The sequence below is a fragment of the Bifidobacterium sp. wkB344 genome, assembly GCF_003688305.1.
GTDB lineage: Bacteria > Actinomycetota > Actinomycetes > Actinomycetales > Bifidobacteriaceae > Bombiscardovia > Bombiscardovia mizhiensis.
Genome location: NZ_NPOQ01000016.1, coordinates 169628 through 186359, shown reverse-complemented (window position 1 = coordinate 186359; position 16732 = coordinate 169628). Strand labels below are relative to the sequence as shown.

Sequence of the window (16732 nt, the reverse complement as noted above, 5' to 3'; positions counted from 1 at the left end):
CCGACCCCCTTGGTCGCCCCTTGTTCATCATGCTAGCGCACTTGCAAGCTCAGGAATGCCTCAAGACCATTCGAGGATAAAATCCATCAAATAGCTCACAATCCCTGCAATTCCGGGGCAACACACTGAGTTGCTCCATTCGCCAATCCCGGTGTACTATAAGCAAGGCTTCACCAAGCAAGGCAAGCACGGGGCTATGGCGCAGCTGGTAGCGCGTCTCCATGGCATGGAGAAGGTCGGGGGTTCGAATCCCCCTAGCTCCACAGATAGGATCCCGAGGTCACCTCGGGATCTTTTTATATTCGTTGGGCTTGCAAACGCCAGATCGGGGCCTATAGGAACTAAACGCGTTGTTTTAGGTTCTGTGTGTGGGTTTGGTTGTGTGTTGGTCAGAGTGTGGTGTTGGGGTATCTGACTGGTGTGTGGAACTCGTTCCAGTTGATGGCGGTGCCGTAGTGTTCGGGCTCGTCCTGTTCCTGTCTGGTTTCCCGTTTGGGTGCTGGTTGTGGCTGCTGGTGTTCGTCCCTGATCAGGCTGGCGGGGTCGGGGGTTGTCGGTTTTCATGTAGCAGTGCCATTCGCAGGCGCGTCTCATGTGGCTCTCGGGTAGGCCGTGGTGTTGCAGGAGGGTGCGTTTGATGGGTGGGTTGACTCCTCCTTCCAGCCGGTTGGTGGTGCGTTCCACTGGCCCGCCGGCGGTGAGTTCGGGTTCCGGGAAGGCGAAGAGCTGCCTGTCTTGGAAGAGGTGTTCGGGCCTGCGGTAGCAGCGGCGGAGTTCCTGGTGGGTCCACCACCAGGATTGGTGGCTGGCTTTGGGGTTGGCTGGGTCGTCCTTGGCCATGGTGCGTTCGTCGATGAGGGTTTTCCATCTTTCGTGCCAGGCGTTCAAGGCCTCACCCCAACGCACCGCTTCCTCGATGGCATGGACCCGGGTGAGCTGGTCGGAGAGTCGCTTGAGTTCCTTGCCGGCCTGAAGTCGTGGTTTGAGTGTCAGGTCGGTTTTGGTGTTGCGTTGCACGTGCACCAGGCAGCGTTGGATGCGCGTGCCCGGCCAGCAGGCATGGCAGGCTTTCTGCACGCCGCGAAGGCCGTCGGTGATGAGCACGTCGGGCCCGGGGATGCGGGAGGACAGGGCCGTGCAGGCCGCCGTGTTCTCCTGATGGCACCACTGCCGGTCGATGACCTGGCCCGTCTGCCCGTCGATCGCTATCAGGAGGCACCAGCCGTGTGCCATATACGTGCCGTCGGCCATGAGCGTGTGATGGACCACCCCGTCCGGTGTGATTGCCGGCTTGATGTTCCGGCACCAGCCGACCCGTTTACGCCAGGCCCTGGCGCCCATGGCCCCCATCTGTTCCTGGGTCCTGCCCGTCAGCAGCCAGTCCGGGAACTCCCTCAACTGCGCGGCGCGGGCCCGGTCCTGCCTGCGCGCGGTGGACGTGATCGAGCAGGACGGACACATCCAGCGCTGCGTGCCTGATCTGTTGCGCCCATGCTTGCGCATCCGCCCATGGCATATGGGGCAATGCCTGGCCCTCTTCGATCTGGTTCTCATTCCCCAATCGAACAGGAACGGGCACCCCTGCAAGACCCCTATTAACAACCCGACCTATTAACAACCACCCAACACGCTTACAGCCACAAGGCCAAACCCCCAACATAAACAACGCGTTTAGTTCCTATAGCCCACCCATGCCGAAGCCAAGATTAGGACACCCCGACAAACTCCGTTACGGCATCAAGGGATAATCTTCGCCAATCACTGTCGGCAATCTATAGAACCCACACCTCGATCAAATCTTTAACCTCGACTAACCAGCATTGTTTTTATCTCCCACCTAACAGGATAGAGCTCGCTCAGACTCCCATTCTTCATTGTGAATCATGCCTGCCACAACCTTTGTGCCGACAAACCTCCAAGGGCCTTACAATTATTCTGATTAAAAATGTCGCAGTCTATCTGCAAACAGATTCATGGGCTCATCGCAACGACTCTGGAGGCTTGCACAACAATGACCAGAACTGAAAAGGGCGCACTGGGCGCACTTACTGGGCTGTCCTTGGGAGATGCGCTGGGCATGCCCACGCAGAGCATGAGTCCAGCAGCCATCCATGAGGCCTACGGCAGGGTTGACACCCTTCGTGATGCTATTGCGGATCAGCCGATCGCTCCAGGTATGCCTGCGGGATCTGTGACCGATGACACCGAGCAGGCACTGATTGTCGCAGAACTGATCATCGAGGGCAGAGGACACATCGATCCCAAAGAGTTCGCTAAGCGCCTTCTGGCCTGGGAGGACGGCATGAAGTCACGCGGATCACTCGACCTGCTCGGGCCATCCACCAAGCTGGCCCTGGAACAGGTTCGCCATGGCGCGGACATCATGACAACAGGAAGGACCGGCACCACCAATGGGGCGGCCATGCGAGTCGCCCCGGTAGGGATAGCCAACAGGCCCGAAGACACCAGACGGCTGGCCAATCGCATCTACGAGTCCTGCCAGGTCACCCACGACACGGTCGCAGGCTTTCAAGGCGCAGCGCTGATCGCTACGACAGTCAGTCTGGGACTTGAAGGAATGACCGTTCGCCAGGCACTGAATGAGTCCTTGCGCCTGGTACCCGCCATGGAAACCGCCGGAGCCTGGACACCCAAGGCATCGGTTCCCGCTCGGGCCCGCCAGGCAATACAAGTGTCCGAAGAATTCAGCGATGAGGACGACTTCGAACGCCACCTCATCGAAGACTGCGGCACTTCGGTGGAGGCCAATGAGTCTGTGGCAGCCGCTTTTGCCCTGGCCTGGAGATTCGCCGACGATCCCCAATCGGCTCTATTCGTCGCAGTCAACCTGGGAGGCGATACGGACACCATCGCTGCCATGACCGGCGCAATGACCGGCGCATGCACCGGCCCCGAGGCCTTTGACCCTGCACTCTGCTCCCAGGTGGCTTCGGTATCTCACCTTGACCTGCAGAAAACTGCCCGTGGCCTGATTACCCTAAGGTAGCAAAGCGCAAAACTAATACGGCTGAACTGTCGGAGATACAAAAAAGTAGAATTCGAAGCACGCCGAGGGCCCGAACAGACAAACCATCATTACATTCAGTACATCGTGAGTCAAAGGAGACAATCCATGTCAACTGCACCAAAAGAGGGCACCATCCTCTCCAGAGTTGAGCAAAGGGGCATCGAACCCGTGCCCGAGGATCAGAGGAACGGGTCGCCCGGTCAGCTCTTCTGGGTCTGGTTCGCCGCCAACATCTCGATCCTGGGAATCCCTCTGGGAGCTACCCTGATTGCCCAGGGCCTCAACCTCTGGCAGGCCGTGCTCGCCACGATCATCGGAGCCTTCGGCTCCTTCGCACTGGTCGGCATCATTTCCATAGCCGGCAGAAGAGGCGGCGCCCCCACGCTGACCCTATCCAGGGCTATTTTCGGCGTCAGAGGCAATGCAGGCCCCACACTGGTGGCTCTGCTGTCCAGACTGGGCTGGGAGACGGTGAACACGATGACCGGCGCCTTTGCGCTGCTCTCCCTGATTGCCATCATCTTCGGCACCTCAGCCGATGCCAAGCGCTCCCCCTTCCTGACTTTCGTCTGCATTGCCATCTTCGTGGCCTTGACCGTGGTGGTCTCGGCCGCCGGCCACGCCTTCATTCTCACTGTACAGAAATGGGCCACCTGGATATTCGGAGCCCTCACTCTACTGGTGGCTATCTATCTGGCCACGACCGTCGACTGGTCTTCCTTCATCGGCAATGCACCCGGATCAGCCAGCGCCTTCCTTATCGGCGTCGGCACCATAGCCGCAGGGACGGGCATCGGCTGGGTCAACTCCGGCGCAGACATGGCCCGCTACCAAAAGACCTCGGTAAAATCCGGCTCTCTGATCCTGACTGCAGCAGCCGGCGCCGGCATCCCCCTGGTCGTGGTTATCGGCCTGGGATCGGTCCTGACAGCAGGCAACTCCACCATTGCCTCCGCCGCTGATCCGGTCGCCGCGGTTCGAAGCGCCCTGCCCGCCTGGGTTTCGATCCCCTATCTGATTGCCGCCTTCGCTGGGTTGCTCATGTCAAACAACCTGTCCGTATATTCGGCCGGCCTGACCACCATCACCCTGGGCATCAGAATTCCCCGCGTCTATGCGGTCGTCGTCGATGTGGTGGTGACCACCTGCGGAGCCCTGTACTTCACGCTGGGCTCCGACGGATTCTACGGCCCCTTCGTCACCTTCATCTCCCTCTTGGCAGTGCCGCTGAGCACCTGGGCAGGCATCTTCCTGTCAGATATGATCTTCCGCAAGCGCTACGATTCGGACGGCCTTCTGAATTTGCGAGCCGACTCCCCATACTGGTACTGGCACGGCATCAACCTCCCGGCCATCGTCAGCTGGCTGGTGGGGATAGTCGTCGGCTTCCTGTTCGTGACAGCCCAGGTCTCCAAGAACGAGGTCTGGTTCTCAGGACCGCTGGCCGGCAGCTTCCTGGGCAGGAACGGCCTGGCATGGCTGGTATCCCTCCTGCTGGGAGGAATCCTCTATGCCATTTTGCACCTCCTCTCCAAGGACTCCGTGGCGGTGAGGAGCAGCAGTAATGACTGAACCCAGCATCCTTCATCTTGGTCAGATGGTGATTGACCTGAGCATGAACATCGACCACCTCCCGGAACGCGGAGGGGACATTTTCGCCAGGCGAACCGCCATAAAGGTCGGCGGCGGATACAACGTGATCCAGGCAGCCAGGCGGATGGGGGCACCCATAGCCTACATGGGAGCGATCGGCACAGGTCCGATGGCGGACATGGCCCGTGGAGCCCTTGCTGCCCTGCAGGTTCCCGCACAAGGGCCTGTGCTGGATGACTGTGACACCGGATACTCGGTAGCCATGATCGAACCCTCGGGCGAACGCACCTTCGTATCGGCGAGGGGCGCAGAGACCCGGGTGCCGGAGGGCACCTACGAAAGCATGAACCTGGTTCCCGGCGATGTCATCTACCTGAGCGGGTATTCCTTCTGCCACAAGGACAACACCCGAAGCCTGCTCGGTTTTGCCGAGAAACACCAGGGCGAAGGATTTCCGGTGCTCTTCGACCTGGGACCCATGGTGGCCGATATTGCATTGGATGTTCTTGATGCGGTCAACGGTCTGCATCCTATCTGGTCCCTCAACGAACGCGAGGGACCAATCCTGGCGAAACGTCTGGGGTGCCAACCCGAAACTGGCGACGTTACTGAGTTGGAATCCCTCTGCCGCTCGCTTTCGTTGAGACTGGACAGTCCGGTGGTTCTCAGAGCCGGCGCCCGCGGTGCCTGGTACTGCCAGCCCAAGGATGCAATGCAGAGCCAGTACATTCCCACCCCGCAGGTCCATGCCATAGACACCAACGGTGCAGGCGATGCACACTCGGGTGTCCTCTGCGCGGGCATCTTCCAAGGTCTGCCCATTGAGGAGGCCCTGGTGCTGGCCAACTGTGCAGGAGCACTTTCCACTACCCAGCGGGGTCCAGCCACATGCCCAAGTGAAGAAGCCATACGAAAGGCCGCCAGCTCCCTGCAATGATGACCGGAGCAAAACCGGAGGAAACAAAGGCGGCCGCCAACTTCATGCCGACGGCCGCTTGGCCTCTCAACGAGGGACCAGAGAATGGCGTATCAGAGCTGCTTGCCCAGCTGATCGGCTGCGCGCAGGGCGTGAGCCACATCGGTCGGGGTCACCTCGAATGGCATGTTGCCCATGGTCTCGTCAGGGCCGCAGGCGTGCTCGCCGACCTTGAGCAGATCCTCCTCGCTGGCCTGGCCGATGCCGATCTGCTCCAGGGAGGTGGGCAGACCCACGCTGCGGAAGAAGTCGTAGACCCGGCGGGTCTCCTCCAGAGGACGGTCCTCAAGGACCAGCTGGGCCAGGGTGCCGAAGGCCACTTTCTCGCCGTGCAGCATGGAGTGGGTGCCCTCCAGGGCGGTCATCCCGTCATGGATGGCGTGGGCTGCAGCCAGTCCGGAGCTCTCGAAGCCCAGGCCGCTCAGCAGGGTGTTGGCCTCGATGATCTTCTCCAGGGCGGCTGTGCGCACACCGGCCTTGGCGGCGGCCACGGCCTTGACCCCGTCCTCCAGCAGCGTGTCACGGCAGAGACGGGCCAGGGCGAAGGCAGCCATGGTGGCGTGGCCTCCGGTCATGGTCACCGCGTTCGACTGCACGCAGGCGGCTGCCTCATAGTAGGTGGCGAAGGCATCGCCCAGTCCTGATACCAGGAAGCGCACCGGTGCCTTGGCGATCACGTCGGTATCCATCAGGACCACATTGGGGTTGGCAGGCAGGGGCAGGTAACGGTCAAAGACGCCCTCGGGCGTGTAGAGCACGGACAGCCTTGAGCAGGGCGCATCCGAGGAGGCTGCCGTGGGCACAATCATGACCGGCAGGTGGGCGAAGTGGGCCACAGCCTTGGCGGTATCCAAGGTCTTGCCGCCGCCAATGCCGATCACCGCGTCGCTGTCGCCCAAATGGGCACGATGGCGGTCGATTTCCTCCATGGAGCACTCGCCGCCGAATTTCATCAGTTCGTAGGGGATCCCATCGTGCTCAAAGGAGGCGACAATGTCGTCGTGGTAGAGCCCGTCGATGACCGGGTCGACGATCAGATGGGCGCCCTTGGTGCCCAGAGCCGCGTATTCTCCAGCCAGCTTTCCCATGGCGCCCTCCTGCTGAACATAGGAGCCGGGAGAGCACAGAACCTTGCGCATACATACACCTTTCTCATCGCTGATCCCGCCTTCGGGACCAGGTCCTTCAGACGGGCCTTTTGGCCCGTCTGAAAGTGACCCTAGTCACATTACATGGTGGGATGGGTATGCCGCGCCGAGCAACAGGTTAGTTGCGAGGCGAGGAATTGGTCGTGCTTGTCGGCGACGACTGGGGTGTGGGAGCCGTACTTGAGGGGCTGGGCGTGGAGCCTGTCGCGTCGGCAGAGGGCGAAGGCGAGCTCGTAGAGTTTCCACCCTGCTGCTGACCCTGACCGGATCCTTGTTCGTTGCCCTGATTCTGATTCGTTCCTGATGGTTGATTCTGCGGGGCACTCGGGGTCGACTGATATTCAGGCTCCTCAGTGCGCCGCGCAGGCTTGGAAGGGGTCTCCTCCTCCTGGCTGGGGGTTACCTGGCTGGTCGGGGGGCTGACCACGTTACGAACCACCTTGTCGGTGCCCTCGCCTTTGGTCAGAGCGTTGATGGCCAGAGCAGACAACAGCACGGCCACCAGAGCGCTGACAACAGAGACAATGATGACGTTACGGCGTCGCTGATCCAGCTTCTTCTTGCTGTTTGCCCCAACGGGAGCCGCATGGGCCCGGGGGCCGTTGCTGGACGAAACGGTCCTTCCGGTCTTGGCTGCCGATTTTTCATCACCGACAGGAGGCATAACCTGGGTGGACCCATCAACCGGCTCCATCACCTGGGTGGACCCGTCTGCAGCACCGCTGGAATTGTCCGAAGTGCCTGTCCCCTGTGCCGGCATGACCGTGGTCTGCCCATCCGCTGCTGAATCGTCATCATCCTGGTCGGCACCGCCAACCACGGACTCCTGCAGCTTCTGACCAGAGGCTTCCAAGACATTCTTGTAGATCTGCGAGGCCACAGCAGAGACGATGGAACCGATGGCTACGCCGATGATGGATCCCGCCACGCCGATCTTGGCGGCCAGCCAGAAGGAGGTCATGGCTGCAAGAGCGCCGGCGACGATCTGCGCCCAGGAAATGTCATGAAAGAACTGCTTCACTCCGACCCCTTTTGATCCAACGGCTGGTTGCTGCGCTCTTATGGTAGCTGGTGGTCATGGCGATCCTGTGATGGTCGGCCGACCGCCCAAGCATCTCAATCGGTCTGGACCAGCCCTCGTGGATTGTCCCAGTCCCCACGCATGGCGATGGCAGGACCGCGATTGTAATCGATCATGGACCAGCGCAAACCGCCGTCTGGCAGGTCTCGTGGCATCAATCGCGCCCAGTGGGCATTGCGCATGGTGACCAGACCCAGGTATTCGGGATATTCACTGGCCATGCCCAGCAGAGCCTGGAGGGCCTGGGCTATGAAGGACCCATGGGAGAAGACCATGAGATCCGTGTCTGGACCAGCCCGGTGGATCCAACGGTTCAGGGTTTCCAGACCGCGCTTACCTACCTGGGCCTTGGTCTCGGCACCGTGCAGCAGCTCTCCCCCGGCACCCCGGGACCAGGATTCATAGTCCTCAGGCCAACGTTGACGAACTTCCTCGGCGCTGGCCCCTTCCCACTCGCCAAAGCTGCGCTCGCGCAGCCCGGGATCAAGATGGACCGTCTGGCCCAAGGGGTCGGCAAAGGCATGGGCGGTGGCGGCAGCCCGACCCAGGTCAGAGGAAACCACCAGCAGGTGACGGTCTTGAGGAGCGCCATCCACGTACTCAGCCCGGAGCTCCTCGGCAGCCCTCTCCACCTGCCAGCGGCCAACACTGTTGAGGGGAATGTCGATCTGGCCCTGCATCCGGTGCTTCGCATTATATGAAGTCTGCCCATGACGGACCACGGTCATGGAGCGCACATGCCGTCCATCCTCGACGGTGGCAACCGAGTCAGTCATGGCTTTCCTGCGGATCGGCGAAACGGCTGCGCAGATCATCCCCATTCAGATCGTCCGCCTTGGAGGCCAGCTGGCTATCCGGGTCATCATCGGCGAGGGTGAAGGGGTGCTCCAGCTGCAGGTCCACCTGTGGGCAGTCCTTCCAAAGCCGTTCCAGATCGTAGTAGGCCCGGGCCTGCTTGTGCATGATGTGGATGACGAAATCACCGTAGTCCAGCAGAACCCACTGGGCCTCCTGGACGCCCTCCCGCGAGCGGGGATCCAGGTTCTTCTGCAGATGGAGCTGCTTCTCCACCTCCTCGGCGATGGCCAGGACCTGACGTTCGTTGCTGCCGGTGGCCACCATGAAGATATCGGTGATGGCGATGGGCCGGGAGACATCGAAGGCCACGATGTCCATGGCCTTGACATCGTTGGCAGCCCGAGCGGCCACCCGGACCGCGTCGATGGATTCCTGCAATGCTGGCACTTGTCACGCCTTTCCTTGTTGTGAAGCCGATGCTCTCATGGTTACCGCTCCCAGGCGGGCTTCCAGTCCGGAACCTGATGCTGGTCATTGGTGGAGTAGACCATGGCCCCGTCCTCGACCGGATGGCGGATGACCGATCCGGCCCCGGTCGTGACCCCGTCGCCCACCTGAACGGGGGCCACGAAGAGGTTTCCTGCGCCCACGTGCACCTCCGACCCGATCTCGGTGCGGTTCTTGTGCACGCCGTCGTAATTGGCCGTGATGGACCCGCCGCCCACGTTGCTGTCGTGGCCTATGTGGGCATCACCCACATAGGAAAGGTGGGGCACCTTGGTCCCGTGGTCGATGGTGGCCTTCTTCATCTCCACGAAGGCACCGGCCTTGGTGTCTTCGGCAAGGACGTTGCCGGCCCTCAGATAGGTCCATGGACCGATGTTGGCCCTGGCTCCGATCCGGGTCTCCTGCACGCGGGAACGCTCCACCCTGGCCTGCGGCTCGACGATGGCATCGATCAGTGTGGTATAGGGCCCGATGACCGCGTCCGAAGCGATCTCGGTATGACCCTGCAGAAAGCATCCGGGCAGAATGACGGCATCCTGCTGGACGACCACGTCGTCCTCGATCCAGGTGGTGGACGGATCCAGGATGGTCACCCCCTGGCGCATGAACTCTTGGCAGACCCGCAGGTTATGGGCCTTGGCCAGATCAGCCAACTGGATCCTGTCGTTGACGCCCTCAACCTTGAGCGGATCAGGAGCGGCGAAGGCCCCCACCCGACCCAAGCGACGGGCTGTCTCCAGGGCATCGGTCAGATAGAACTCCCCCTGGGCGTTGCTGTCGTCCAAGCCACGGACCGCCTGTCGAAGCAGATCAGCCTCGAAGACGTAAACGGAAGTGTTGACCTCCTTGACGGCCAGCTCGGTGCCGGTGGCATCCCGTTGTTCGACGATGCGCAGGACCCGTCCATCCTGGTCACGAATGATGCGGCCGTATCCGGTGGGGTCATCAAGATTGACCGTCAGCACGGTGGCCCCGTCACCGGAATTGACATGATAGTCGAGCAGACTTTGCAGCGTGTCCGCGTCCAGCAGGGGCATGTCCGAGGCCACGATCAGCACCTGACCGTCATGCCGAAGCTCCCCATCCAGCTGGTCTACGGCGCACTGGACCGCACGCCCTGTACCCGGTCTGCTGTCTTGACGGACGATGCGCACCTGGGAATCGTAGGACCGTGCGGCCTGCGCCACCAGGTCGGCCTGATGATGAACCACCACGGCAGTCAGCTCGGGATTCAGGGCGGTCACCGATGTCATGACTCTCTGCAGGAAGGTCTTGCCAGCCAAGGTGTGCAGAACCTTGGGGTGGGCCGAGTGCATGCGAGTGCCCTCGCCTGCGGCCAGGATGATGCCAGCGGTCAGCGTCTGCCCGCCGCTCAAAACTCCACCACCCCGCTCTCGGCGATGTCAATCAGATCCTGAATGGAATCCACCACCTGGTCAGGGCGGTAGGGGAAGGTCTCCACCTCGGATCGTGTGGTGATGCCAGTCAGCACCAGGAAGGTGTTCAGGCCAGCCTCGACTCCGGCCACCACGTCGGTGTCCATCCGGTCGCCGATCATGGCCGTGGTCTCGGAGTGGCCGCCAACCCTGTTCAGGGCCGTGCGGAACATGATGGGATTGGGCTTGCCCACGAAGTAGGGCTCCCGGTTGGTGGCCTTGGTCACCAAGGCCGCCACAGCGCCGGCTGCCGGCAGAACGCCGTTCTCACTGGGGCCGGTGGCGTCAGGGTTGGTGCAGATGAAGCGGGCGCCGCCCAGGATCAGGCGAATTGCTGTGGTGATGGACTCAAAGGAGTATGTCCGGGTCTCGCCCAGGATTACATAGTCCGGGTTGATGTCGGAAAGAATGAACCCGGCCTCGTGCAGGGCCGTAGTCAGCCCAGCCTCGCCAATCACATAGGCCGATCCCTGCGGCATGGTCCGGGACACGAAGTCGGCGGTGGCCAAGGCTGAAGTCCAAATCCGGTCCTCGGGCACGTCGATGCCCGAACGACCAAGGCGGGCCGAAAGGTCGCGTGGGGTGTAGATGGGATTGTTGGTCAGCACCAGATACTGGCGGTTGTTGCGCTTGAGGGTGTCGATGAATTCGGCAGCTCCGGGCAGGGCCGTGTTCTCGTGCACCAGCACGCCGTCCATGTCGGTGAGCCAGGTTTCGATCTTCTTGACTGCCAAGACAGTTCCTTTCGGTTGGTCACCGACCCCAAGGAGGCCGTCTCCGACCGGAATCGGCGAGCGTAAGCTCCCCCACCTGGATTCGAACCAAGACTAAGGGTTCCAAAGACCCGTGTGCTGCCTTTACACCATGGGGGAAGGGCGGAACCCTTGAGGCCCCGCCAGGTTTATTATGCCACAGCCGGACGATTACGCCACGCCATGCCGGACAGGCAAGGCTTTAAGCGAAGAGGAAGCCCTGGCCGTGATGAGCTGGATACGTATCGAAGAGCCGGGCCACTGAGCCATCCTCAAAGACCGCCTTGATGGCCGAGGCCAGCAGGGGGGCGATGGACAGCACAGTCAATCCATCCCAACGCTTCTCCTGGGGAATGGGAACCGTGTCGGTCAGAATGACCTCCTTGGCCTGGCAGGACTTGAGACGTTCCACGGCCGGTCCGGACATGACGCCATGGGTGGCCACGATGGTGATGGAATTGGCTCCAGCCTCATCCAGCACATTGCAGGCCTCGGCGATGGTGCCGCCGGTGTCGATCAGGTCGTCCACCAGCACGCAGTCCAGACCGCGCACGTCGCCCACCACCCGATGGGCCACAGCCTTGTTGGGCTGGGTGATGTCACGGGTCTTGTGGATGAAGGCCAGGGGCACGCCACCCAGGCGTTGGGCCCACTGCTCAGCCACACGGATACGGCCGGCATCTGGCGAGACCACGGCCACCTTGGACAGATCCATCCGGTCGCGCACATAGTCCACCAGCACAGGCATGGCGATCAGGTGGTCCACAGGCCCGTCGAAGAAGCCCTGTGACTGGGCAGCGTGCAGGTCAACCGACATGATTCGATCCGCACCGGCCGCCTTGAGCAGGTCGAACATGAGACGGCAGGAAATGGGCTCGCGCCCCAGGTGCTTCTTATCCTGACGGGAGTACCCCAGGAGCGGGCAGACTGCGGTGATGGATCGCGCCGAGGCCCTCTTGAGGGCATCGATCATGATCAGCTGTTCCATGATGGACTTGTTGACCGGGTCGGAATGGGTCTGCAGGACGAAGACATCCGCACCACGCACCGACTCCGTATAACGCACATACATCTCGCCATTGGCAAAGTCGTAGGCTGTCGTCTCCAGGACGTCGATACCGAGCTGATCGGCCACGTCCGCCGCGAGTCTGGGATGGGTCCGGCCTGTGACAAGTATGAGATTTTTTCCTGGTCTGCCTTTGAGTATCGCGCTCACCATATCTCCAAACGTTGTTTTCGCTGAAGCGGACAGCCTCCATAATAATGGCGCGCGCTGACACAGCCGAGCAGTCCGTGTTGACGAGTCAGGCGGAATGCAAAGCTCAGGAAGCCGAGCGGTAGAGCCCGTGCTTGTTGATGTACTGCACCACCCCGTCCGGAACCAGGTACCAGACGGGCATGCCCCGGGCCGAACGACGGCGCCCGTCCGTGGACGAGATGGACAGGGCCGGAATCTCCAAGGTATCCACCCGCTGGGCAGGCACCTGAAGGTCGTCCAGGCTGGAGGAGTAGCCGGGCCGGGAGACAGCCACGAACTTGGCCAGATCCCACATCCGGTTGGCATCCTTCCAGCGCATGATCTCGGCCACGGCGTCCGCCCCGGTGATGAAGAAGAGGTCGCTGTCGGGGCGCATTCGCTTGATGTCGCGCAGAGTGTCCACCGTGTAGGTGATGCCAGGACGCTCAATATCCACCCGGGAGACCGTGAACTTGGGGTTGGAGGCCGTGGCGATCACGGTCATCAGATAGCGATCCTCAGCATTGGTCACCGTCTTGTTCAGCTTGAAAGCCGGGCGGCCGGTGGGCACAAAGATGACCTCATCCAGGTCGTAGACCCAGGCAACCTCCGAGGCAGCCACCAAGTGGCCATTGTGAATGGGGTCGAATGTGCCGCCCATAATCCCCACACGGGGTCGATGGTTATGGTGGGCCGACCCAGCGGTCCGATCAATATCTGATGGCTCCTGCCCGGATTCCCCCTCCTTGGACAGCTCAGACATCATCCGGTTCACGCCTGCTCGCCCTCCCGTCTGGCTTCCGAGGCGTTCTCCTCGTTCTCCGACTTGGCCTCCTGGCGCATCTGCTCGGCGCTGGGGTTGACCCGGTCAGGATCGATCCGCTCCATGTCGGCATTCCACTCCTCCTGGACCACCCGGCGGATCTCGGAATAGGTGGGCAGGGGGAAGCCCGGCTGGTATGCCCGACGAACCTGAGCCACGCATCCGGTGATAGCCACCAATGAATCGGACAGGTCAGCGATGCGCCCCTCCTGCTCCTGCTTGCGGAAGACCGGCACCCGCTCCTCCATGACGGTGATGTTGTGCCTGACCTGATTGAGCTGGTCCTGGTCCAGGTCGTATACATCGTCGGCATGCTCGTCAGGCCAGCCAATCAGGACAGCGTCGGCGTACTCAAGGCAGGAGCGCTGGTCGGCATCCGGGATGCCATCCTCGATTTGCACCAGAAAGACGTACCGCAGCAGGCTCAGCCGTTCGGAAGCCACCCTTAGCCAGATGCGGGGATTGTCATGCTCGCGCTGGAAGAGCTCTTCGATCTTCTCATTCACGGCCGCACCTGTCCCCTGCCGTAGCCGATCCACTTGGTGGTGGTCAGCTCCTGCAGACCCATGGGTCCTCGGGCATGCAGCTTCTGGGTGGAGATGCCCAGCTCGGCGCCCATGCCGAACATGCCGCCATCGGTGAATCTCGTTGAGGCATTGACCATGATCACGGCCGAATCCACCCGACGGGAGAACTCCTCCACAGCCTCATAGTCCCGGGCCAGGATGGCCTCGGTATGGCCGGTGGAGTGACGGTTGATGTGTTCGATGGCCTGATCCAGGGAGTCGACCACACGCACCCCCATCTTCAGATCCAGATACTCACGATCCCAGTCGGCTTCCTCTGCGCGTACCAGCAGTTCTTCAGGCAAACCATGCCCGGCGAGGATGTCCATGGAGACCGCATCCAAGTGCAGCTCGACCTGGGCCTGCGTCAGCGCTTGGGCCACGCGGGGCAGGAATTCAGCGGCCACATCCCTGTGGACGATCAGCTTCTCAGCTGCGTTGCAGACGCCCACCCGCTGGGTCTTGGCGTTGACGATGATGGGGATGGCCTGATCCATATCCACCGTGCGGTCCACGTAAATATGGACATTGCCAGCCCCGGTCTCGATGGTGGGCACGGTGGCCTGCTCAATTACGCTGCGGATCAGCCCCCGGCCACCCCTGGGCACCAGCAGATCAATATGACCGCGCGCCTTCATCAGAGCCTGGGCCCCCTCGCGACCGTATCGGTCCACGGAAGCCACCAGAGCCGGATCCAACCCCTGTTCACGAAGCACCCCGCCTATCAGCTCCACCAGCGCGCGATTGGTGCGCTGGGCCGCGTGCCCCCCTCGCAGGAGAGCCGCATTGCCGGACTTGAGGCAGAGGGCCACCACATCGATGGTGACATTAGGCCGGGCCTCGTAGATCATGGCCACCACGCCGAGAGGAACCCGCACCTGATTGAGCCGCATGCCGTTGGGCATATCATGGCCGCGAACCACCTCGCCAAGCGGATCGGTCAGTCCCGCCACCATGCGCACGCCACGGGCGGCGTCCGCAATACGAACCTTATCCAAGCGCAGACGGTCAATCAGACCGGCGCTCATTCCTTCTTCGAAAGCCTGAGCGCAGTCCTGCTCATTGACTGCGGCAATCTGCTCAGCCTGATCGATCAGCGCATCGGCCAAGGCCAGCAAGAGGGCATTCCTTGCCTGGCCGGTCATACCTGCCAGACCTGCCTGCGCAGCCGCCGCAGCATCGGCCATGGCGCAGACCCGATCAAACACATCCTGGCGATCGGAGTCGTCGTTTTCACTCATGTTCGTCAGATCCTTTCGCCCTCACGGGTCTGCCAGACCCATATTCTGTACCGATTGTAACCCTCAGCGGAGGCAATGATGACAGGAGGAGGGAGAGCATTGCTGCACTTCCCTCCTCCAAGGGCCGATCAGTGGGTCTGATCCAGCCCAGGATAGAGCGGGAAGGCCTCGACCAGCCGGTCCACCCGGGCCTTGAGGGCATCCAGATCAGCCTGGGGACCCTGGGCCAGCGCAGTGCCGATCACGTCGGCCACCTCCTCGTACTGGGCCGGTCCGAATCCACGCGTGGCCAGGGCGGAGGTTCCGATGCGCAGACCGGAAGCCACGGATGCCGGGCGGGGATCGAAGGGCACCGTATTGCGGTTGACAGTGATGCCGATCTTGGCCAGCAGATCCTCCCCCTGGCGGCCGTCCATCTCGCTGTTGCGCAGATCCACCATGACCAGGTGGACGTCCGTCCCTCCAGTGAGCACGGTGATGCCGTTGTCGGCCACATCCTTGGCCATCAGGCGCTCAGCCAGGATCTTGGCGCCCTCCAGTGTGCGCTCCATCCGCTCCTTGAATTCAGGTGTGCCGGCCAGCTTGAAGGCCACAGCCTTGGCGGCGATCACATGCATGAGCGGGCCGCCCTGGTTGCCGGGGAAGACCGAGGAGTTGAGCTTCTTGGCATACTCCTTACGGGCCAGGATGAACCCGGATCGGGGTCCTCCCAAGGTCTTGTGGGCCGTGGAGGAGACTACATCGGCATAGGGCACCGGGCTGGGGTGCAGGCCGGCTGCCACCATACCCGCGAAGTGGGCCATATCCACCCAGAACTTGGCTCCCACCTCATCGGCGATTTCCTTCATGGCTGCGAAGTCCTCGATGCGCGGATAGGCGCTCCACCCGCCGATGATCAGGGCTGGATGGGTCTCCAGAGCCCGCTGGCGGATGATCTCGGGCTCAATGCGGAAGGTATCCGGATCAACCCCGTAGGATTCGGCATGATAAAACCGTCCGGAGAAGTTGATCTTCATGCCGTGGGTCAGATGGCCGCCATGATCCAGGGCCAGACCCAGCACGGTGTCGCCGGGCTTGATCAGTGCCTGGTAAACGGCGGCGTTGGCCTGGGCGCCCGAATGTGGCTGGACGTTGGCATACTCGGCGCCGAACAGGGCCTTGGCGCGGTCCTGGGCCAGGTTCTCGACCTGGTCCACCCACTCGCAACCCCCGTAGTAGCGTCTGCCAGGATAGCCCTCGGCATACTTGTTGGTCAGTACGGATCCTTGAGCCTGCAAGACGGCCTTGGGCACGAAGTTCTCTGAGGCGATCATCTCCAGACCACCGCGTTGACGCTCCAACTCCCCATCCAGCAGTGCAGCGATCTCCGGATCCACCTGCGAGATCGAAGAGTTCAGGACATCGTAGGATTGCTGTACCGGGTTCTCTTCGACCATAGGTCACTCCTTTGTCTATAAGGTCCAGCCTCGGATACAGGGCTGGTGGGCAATACTGTACGCCATGCCAACCCCTGGCAGGCCGTGGCGTCCATAGACGGTTTCCTCCG

At 61.8% G+C, this 16732-nt stretch carries 14 protein-coding genes, 2 tRNA genes and 1 pseudogene; 4 read left to right on the top strand and 13 right to left on the bottom strand.

Annotated features, from left to right (window positions below):
• The first annotated feature begins 190 nt into the window (after positions 1-190).
• A tRNA-Ala gene (locus CI601_RS05350) sits at positions 191-263 on the top strand.
• Positions 264-389: 126 nt separating this feature from the next.
• Here the strand turns inward: CI601_RS05350 and CI601_RS05345 are convergent.
• Positions 390-1554, bottom strand: a pseudogene (locus CI601_RS05345) (IS1249 family transposase).
• Between the two features lie 457 nt (positions 1555-2011).
• On the opposite strand from CI601_RS05345, the gene CI601_RS05340 reads away from it, so the two are divergent.
• The 3 genes from CI601_RS05340 (at position 2012) to CI601_RS05330 (ending at position 5558) form a co-directional block, all read left to right on the top strand.
• Positions 2012-3007, top strand: coding sequence for an ADP-ribosylglycohydrolase family protein (locus CI601_RS05340; protein WP_121914593.1), 996 nt, complete (start codon positions 2012-2014; stop codon positions 3005-3007).
• Positions 3008-3133: 126 nt separating this feature from the next.
• The gene (locus tag CI601_RS05335) at positions 3134-4600 is read left to right on the top strand and encodes a cytosine permease (protein ID WP_121914592.1); all 1467 of its coding nucleotides are present in this window, start codon (positions 3134-3136) and stop codon (positions 4598-4600) included.
• Complete coding sequence (locus tag CI601_RS05330) at positions 4593-5558, top strand: PfkB family carbohydrate kinase (RefSeq protein ID WP_121914591.1); 966 nt, start codon at positions 4593-4595, stop codon at positions 5556-5558. Before CI601_RS05335 ends, CI601_RS05330 begins: the two co-directional genes overlap by 8 nt.
• Before the next feature lie 92 nt (positions 5559-5650).
• On the opposite strand, the gene CI601_RS05325 is transcribed toward CI601_RS05330, so the two are convergent.
• The 12 genes from CI601_RS05325 to glyA all read right to left on the bottom strand — a co-directional run bounded on the left by CI601_RS05325 (position 5651) and on the right by glyA (position 16622).
• Positions 5651-6736, bottom strand: a complete 1086-nt coding sequence (locus CI601_RS05325; RefSeq protein ID WP_045924214.1) for a glycerol dehydrogenase — start codon at positions 6734-6736, stop codon at positions 5651-5653.
• 127 nt (positions 6737-6863) lie between these two features.
• The gene (locus tag CI601_RS05320) at positions 6864-7766 is read right to left on the bottom strand and encodes a hypothetical protein (RefSeq protein ID WP_121914590.1); all 903 of its coding nucleotides are present in this window, start codon (positions 7764-7766) and stop codon (positions 6864-6866) included.
• 95 nt (positions 7767-7861) lie between these two features.
• Entirely contained in the window at positions 7862-8602 is a 741-nt protein-coding gene (locus CI601_RS05315; RefSeq protein WP_183129771.1) for a histidine phosphatase family protein, read from the bottom strand.
• Positions 8595-9071 (bottom strand): ribosome silencing factor, encoded by a 477-nt coding sequence (rsfS, locus tag CI601_RS05310; protein WP_024627952.1) that lies wholly within the window; start codon positions 9069-9071, stop codon positions 8595-8597. Before rsfS ends, CI601_RS05315 begins: the two co-directional genes overlap by 8 nt.
• A 41-nt stretch (positions 9072-9112) precedes the next feature.
• On the bottom strand, positions 9113-10489 hold the full coding sequence (gene glmU, locus CI601_RS05305; protein WP_259465343.1) for a bifunctional UDP-N-acetylglucosamine diphosphorylase/glucosamine-1-phosphate N-acetyltransferase GlmU: 1377 nt from the start codon (positions 10487-10489) through the stop codon (positions 9113-9115).
• A 14-nt stretch (positions 10490-10503) separates the two neighbouring features.
• Positions 10504-11301 (bottom strand): HAD-IIA family hydrolase, encoded by a 798-nt coding sequence (locus CI601_RS05300; protein WP_024627950.1) that lies wholly within the window; start codon positions 11299-11301, stop codon positions 10504-10506.
• Between the two features lie 67 nt (positions 11302-11368).
• Positions 11369-11439 (bottom strand) — tRNA-Gln (locus CI601_RS05295).
• Between the two features lie 82 nt (positions 11440-11521).
• Positions 11522-12538, bottom strand: a complete 1017-nt coding sequence (locus CI601_RS05290; RefSeq protein WP_029676331.1) for a ribose-phosphate diphosphokinase — start codon at positions 12536-12538, stop codon at positions 11522-11524.
• A gap of 103 nt (positions 12539-12641) precedes the next feature.
• Entirely contained in the window at positions 12642-13322 is a 681-nt protein-coding gene (nadD, locus tag CI601_RS05285; protein WP_121914588.1) for a nicotinate-nucleotide adenylyltransferase, read from the bottom strand.
• 5 nt (positions 13323-13327) lie between these two features.
• Entirely contained in the window at positions 13328-13885 is a 558-nt protein-coding gene (locus tag CI601_RS05280) for a phosphoribosylglycinamide synthetase (protein ID WP_121914587.1), read from the bottom strand.
• A complete protein-coding gene (locus CI601_RS05275; protein ID WP_395948008.1) occupies positions 13882-15195 on the bottom strand; it encodes a glutamate-5-semialdehyde dehydrogenase in 1314 nt (437 codons plus the stop codon). Before CI601_RS05275 ends, CI601_RS05280 begins: the two co-directional genes overlap by 4 nt.
• 119 nt (positions 15196-15314) lie before the next feature.
• Entirely contained in the window at positions 15315-16622 is a 1308-nt protein-coding gene (gene glyA / locus CI601_RS05270; RefSeq protein ID WP_121914585.1) for a serine hydroxymethyltransferase, read from the bottom strand.
• Between the last annotated feature and the right edge of the window lie 110 nt (positions 16623-16732).

What these genes read in the sequence shown, in the direction of transcription:
- CI601_RS05340 (WP_121914593.1), top strand. Translation starts at nt 2,012, where the DNA reads ATGACCAGAACTGAAAAGGGCGCACTGGGCGCACTTACTGGGCTGTCC.
- CI601_RS05335 (WP_121914592.1), top strand. Translation starts at nt 3,134, where the DNA reads ATGTCAACTGCACCAAAAGAGGGCACCATCCTCTCCAGAGTTGAGCAA.
- CI601_RS05330 (WP_121914591.1), top strand. Translation starts at nt 4,593, where the DNA reads ATGACTGAACCCAGCATCCTTCATCTTGGTCAGATGGTGATTGACCTG.
- CI601_RS05325 (WP_045924214.1), bottom strand. Translation starts at nt 6,736, where the DNA reads ATGCGCAAGGTTCTGTGCTCTCCCGGCTCCTATGTTCAGCAGGAGGGC.
- CI601_RS05315 (WP_183129771.1), bottom strand. Translation starts at nt 8,602, where the DNA reads ATGACTGACTCGGTTGCCACCGTCGAGGATGGACGGCATGTGCGCTCC.
- CI601_RS05290 (WP_029676331.1), bottom strand. Translation starts at nt 12,538, where the DNA reads ATGGTGAGCGCGATACTCAAAGGCAGACCAGGAAAAAATCTCATACTT.
- nadD (WP_121914588.1), bottom strand. Translation starts at nt 13,322, where the DNA reads ATGATGTCTGAGCTGTCCAAGGAGGGGGAATCCGGGCAGGAGCCATCA.
- glyA (WP_121914585.1), bottom strand. Translation starts at nt 16,622, where the DNA reads ATGGTCGAAGAGAACCCGGTACAGCAATCCTACGATGTCCTGAACTCT.